The organism is Pectobacterium brasiliense, from assembly GCF_013449685.1.
Lineage (GTDB): Bacteria > Pseudomonadota > Gammaproteobacteria > Enterobacterales > Enterobacteriaceae > Pectobacterium > Pectobacterium brasiliense_A.
On sequence record NZ_JACDSF010000090.1, the window covers coordinates 1 to 3,390 of the forward strand.

A 3,390-nucleotide genomic window follows, 5' to 3' on the forward strand; every position below is an offset into this window, starting at 1 on the left:
CGGTAATATGCAAAGCTATTTAGCGAGTACCCGATGCGTAAACATAGAAGCATCGGGTACAGCACCGATTTTCTCTTCTTCTTTCTAGTAGCAAAGTGTTAACCTGCCCATTATCAAAAATTTATTGCATAAGAGAAGGTGCCGCGATCATCGCGTTGGCTAAACTAATAGCCCGTTTTCTTCGCTGAGCTGAGAGTCCCTTTTCTTACCTGTGAAGCAGGCAGAACACGACTTATGAGCAACAGAGAGCAATCCTTGGCCACGCCATATCTACAATTTAACCGCAGCCAATGGGCCGCCTTGCGCGATTCCGTCCCGTTAACGCTGACAGAGGAAGAAATCGTTAAGCTCAAAGGCATTAACGAAGACCTTTCATTAGACGAAGTCGCGGAAATTTATCTGCCGCTATCTCGCCTGCTCAATTTCTATATAAGCTCTAATTTACGCCGTCAGGCTGTGCTTGAGCAGTTTTTAGGAACCGATGGACAAAAAATACCTTACATAATCGGCATCGCAGGTAGCGTCGCTGTAGGGAAAAGTACCACAGCCCGTGTGCTCCAAGCTTTATTAAGCCGCTGGCCAGAACATCGCAGCGTGGAACTTATTACAACCGATGGATTTCTTCATCCAAATAAGGTGCTAAAAGAACGCGACTTGATGAAGAAAAAAGGTTTTCCACAATCATATGATATGCACAGCCTGGTAAAATTTGTTTCTGATATAAAGTCAGGGACACACAAAGTCACGGCCCCAACTTATTCTCATCTAACATATGATATCGTTCCTAATAATAATAAAGTGTTGGAGCAACCTGATATTTTAATATTAGAAGGGTTGAATGTTTTACAAAGCGGAATGAACTATCCACATGATCCACATAGAGTTTTTGTTTCTGACTTTGTAGATTTCTCTATCTATGTGGATGCACCCGAAACACTGCTACAAACATGGTATATAAATAGATTTTTGAAATTTAGACAAGGTGCATTCTCAAATCCAAATTCATACTTTCATAATTACGCAAAATTGACGAAAGAAGAAGCCGTCGGTATTGCATCTCAATTATGGAAGGACATTAATGGACTTAATCTAAAAGAAAATATCCTTCCCACCCGGGAAAGAGCTAGTCTTATTATGACTAAAAGTGCTAATCATGCCGTTGAATGTGTTCGATTAAGAAAGTGAAAATGAATGAGCATGTAAAAGGGGGGGAATTCCCCCCTTCTTTATGCGCCGCGCAGAGAAATTTCCCCACCAATATACGGTGTGATAAAACCATCGGCTTCTAATAACAATGCACCCTGGCGATCGATTCCTCGGTCTATCCCATGAATTTCGCGATTACCGATAATCAAGCGGATCGGACGATTAAAATAGTTATCCAACTTTTCCCATCTGGGAATAAATGGCTCAAGACCTTGTAGTTCAAAGACGGCCAAAGCGCTTCTTAATTCAGAAATAAGAGTCGAAGCGAGAGTATTACGATTAATCTCTATACCTGCCTCTTGTAAATTTATCCAGCCTTGATTAATCGTATCTGAAGCTGGTTCTCTCATTTGTAGATTAATACCTGCACCAATGACTAAATTAGCTGCATCCCCAGTTTTCCCTGTCAGTTCGACAAGAATGCCAGCCAACTTTCTATCCTTCAGATATAAATCATTAGGCCATTTGACTCGAACACCATCAGCACCCAGTTTATGTAGCACTTCGGCCATTATGATACCGATAACAAGACTTACCCCAACAGCCGCAGCGGGTCCCTGCTCTAGGCGCCAATATAAGGACAAATACAAATTCGCACCAAAGGGTGAAAACCATTGCCTCCCCCGACGACCACGCCCAGACTGCTGATATTCAGCAAGGCATGCATCACCGGAGGACAGTGTATCCAATCGCTCTAAAATGTACTGATTCGTAGAATCGACGACAGGTAACACCGTTACGCCACCTTCAGGTAAGTGCTTAAGGATAACCTCTTCATCTAATAACTGCATAGACGCAGGCAAAGAATAGCCCTTACCCGTTACAGTAAAAATATCAATTCCCCAATCGCGTATAGTTTGAATATGTTTATTAATCGCAGCCCGACTCATCCCCATCATTTCGCCCAGTAACTCACCGGAATAAAACTCCCCATCAGAGAGGATTTTAATCAACTTAAGAGGAACTGTAATATCTTTCATGATAATACCTCGATGGCATTGACCTCTCCATGCGCAGCAATAAAACGAACTTCAGGTTCCAGCTGTATGGAGAATTTTTCAGAAACTTGGTTGCGGACGTAACGAGCTAATTCAACAATATCTGAGCTTTTTGCATTATTTTTATTAATCAGAACTAATGCCTGTTTCTCGTGAACAGCGGCACCACCAAGCTGGAATCCTTTAAGTTTGCACTGATCAATTAACCATCCAGCTGCCAATTTAACGTTACCATCGGCTTGTAAATACTGAGGGGAATTCGGATACTCTCGTAAAATACGTTCTGCATGCTGTTGTGTAATTATTGGATTTTTGAAGAAGCTACCAGCATTACCTGTCACTACAGGGTCTGGGAGTTTACTTCGACGCATATGGCATACAGAATCAAATACTTGCTGTGGCGTAACGGTTGTAGGATCCAGTTTGGCTAAATCACCATAATTAAGTATCGGATTCCACTCTTTCTTCAAAAAAAGCCCTACGGCGATAATCGCAAACCCAGAGCGATACTGATGCTTAAATGTGCTTTCACGATAACCGAACTGGCATTCCTCAACGCTCAGACGCATGACTTTACCTTCAGTCAGATCCAACACGTCAACATAATCACAAACATGCTGTAATTCGATACCGTACGCACCGATATTTTGTATCGGTGCAGAGCCTACACATCCGGGAATTAATGCCAGATTTTCTAACCCAGCAATGCCAAGCTTAAGCGTATATTCAACTAATTGATGCCAATTCTCACCTGCACCAACATGAAGATACCAGCCATGGCTTTGTTCGCGAATATCTATACCTTTAAGTCGGTTTAGCAGAATAGTACCTAAAAAATCTTCTAGAAAAAGGACATTACTTCCTTCTCCTAGCAATAAAATGGGCTCTTGTGATGTGCTGGCGACTCGCCATTCCTCGATCAATTTTTCTTGAGTATCTGCAACCGTAATACGAGAGGCAGACACAGATAATGAGAAAGAGTTATGAGGCTTTAATGAAATAATGCTCGACGGCATGATGGAAATACCTACTAATTCAGATATCACATAGTCTACCTGATCTACGCGAGATACCGACTGCCTTTTGCCATTGGATACGTATAAACAACTTTTCCTAACGCCATAGAAAAAAGCCCCTGTCTTGCGACAGAGGCTTTCCACTTATTTGATGCCTGGCAGTTCCCTAC

General features: G+C 42.1%; 3 protein-coding genes. 1 reads left to right on the top strand and 2 read right to left on the bottom strand.

The window, feature by feature from the left end:
* Positions 1–234 precede the first annotated feature (234 nt).
* Positions 235–1,185, top strand: a complete 951-nt coding sequence (coaA, locus tag H0248_RS21245; protein ID WP_180787391.1) for a type I pantothenate kinase — start codon at positions 235–237, stop codon at positions 1,183–1,185.
* A 41-nt stretch (positions 1,186–1,226) separates the two neighbouring features.
* Here the strand turns inward: coaA and birA are convergent, their stop codons facing one another.
* The gene (gene birA / locus H0248_RS21250; RefSeq protein WP_180787392.1) at positions 1,227–2,186 is read right to left on the bottom strand and encodes a bifunctional biotin--[acetyl-CoA-carboxylase] ligase/biotin operon repressor BirA; all 960 of its coding nucleotides are present in this window, start codon (positions 2,184–2,186) and stop codon (positions 1,227–1,229) included.
* Entirely contained in the window at positions 2,183–3,220 is a 1,038-nt protein-coding gene (gene murB, locus H0248_RS21255; RefSeq protein ID WP_180787393.1) for a UDP-N-acetylmuramate dehydrogenase, read from the bottom strand. The genes birA and murB overlap by 4 nt, the downstream gene beginning before the upstream one ends.
* Between the last annotated feature and the right edge of the window lie 170 nt (positions 3,221–3,390).